At 48.3% G+C, this 1,334-nt stretch carries 1 protein-coding gene; it reads right to left on the reverse strand.

Translation table 11 applies throughout. The features are described from left to right. Positions 1-17: 17 nt before the first annotated feature. Positions 18-1,214 (reverse strand): IS4 family transposase, encoded by a 1,197-nt coding sequence (locus tag Q4592_RS21750; RefSeq protein WP_303516929.1) that lies wholly within the window; start codon positions 1,212-1,214, stop codon positions 18-20. Positions 1,215-1,334: the final 120 nt, after the last annotated feature.

The following is a 1,334-nucleotide window of genomic DNA, read 5'->3' on the forward strand; positions in this document are numbered from 1 at the left end:
GGCGCTGGAGGATCCCCTCATAAATCTTTCAGTCCCGCAGAGTGAGTCAACCAGCGAAACTCGTTAATTGCCCAGCGTATTCGCTGCTCTGGTATGTCGAAGTCAGGCCGTCTTCGCACTTCTTTGCCTAGCCTCACGATTGATAGTACCGCCCGTTTTCGAATGGTATTTGCCTGAAAGTGTCGTTGCCAACCTATATGCTGAGCAACCAGCCCTAACCACCATAAAGTGATTTCAGCCAGCATCGCTATCAGCAATAGCACGTCATACCTGCGCGGACAGCGCGACCGGCTATGGCGCAAGCCAAAGCCGTATTGGGGGCTTTTTAAGTCTCTAAAGGTTTCTTCTATTTGCATCCGTTTTGCGTATAACTTCGTCACTTGTACCGCGTTAAATAATTCAGGGGGTAAATTGCTGGCCAGTACCCAAGGCTCTTTGGCTGAGCGGTGATACAGCTTCTTGGCCGAGTGATTATTACCGGAGCGGCGGGAGCGTTTATCTTTACGGTGCTTATCGTTAGATTTGAAGACATATAAATGACAGGGCATGGGTTTCTTGCGGGCTATCTGTACTGCGCCAATATAGCGTGATTTACTGCTCGCCGAATCATACAAGGTTTTAGTCAGCACCCATTGGTCACTGAGCTGGTAACAGACCTCACCACGTAGCCTACCCAGCCAATACCAACCGTAAGAGGCCACTTCTCTAAACCACGTGTTTCGGTATCCCGCATCAGTGATAATCAGCGGTGTACAGCCTTTGGGCAACACCTTCGCGAGTTCAGATAGAAACTGATTGTGGCTACGTGGAGCATTGTAATCTATGAACTCGAAGGTGCGTTCATACAAGGTGATAGAACGGCCCTTTATTGAAACAGAAGCGCGCAATGTCATCATCCGTAATTGCTCACGAACATCAGCCCAATCAACCAAGACCACTGGCATGGGGTTAGCGCCGCAAATCTGCCGAGCATGCCACTGGTATATCGCTAAACGTTCACTATTTAAATGGTGATTACCGAGCAAACGGTCGATACGTTTAATGCAGTGTTTGGGTGAGGTACGGCTGGTGATATTCCGCCCTAGCTCGGTGAGAGACAGTTTATCGCCATCCAAGAGTGATGTAGTGGCAACCATCAGAGAGTTAAGGCGTTTTTTGTGAATATTAGGGCATAGCTCAATAAGCATTTGGTGTAGAATTTGAATTTCGCGCATCCCGACTGCCTCCGTGCAGGGTTAGATAGAAAAGGTTTTTGGCGAAATTAATTAGATCAAACCACGGGGTGCGCGTCTACTTATATGAGTTCTCAGAGGATTATGAGGGGATTCGCTAGA

The sequence above is a fragment of the Agarivorans sp. 1_MG-2023 genome, assembly GCF_030548385.1.
Classification (GTDB): domain Bacteria; phylum Pseudomonadota; class Gammaproteobacteria; order Enterobacterales; family Celerinatantimonadaceae; genus Agarivorans.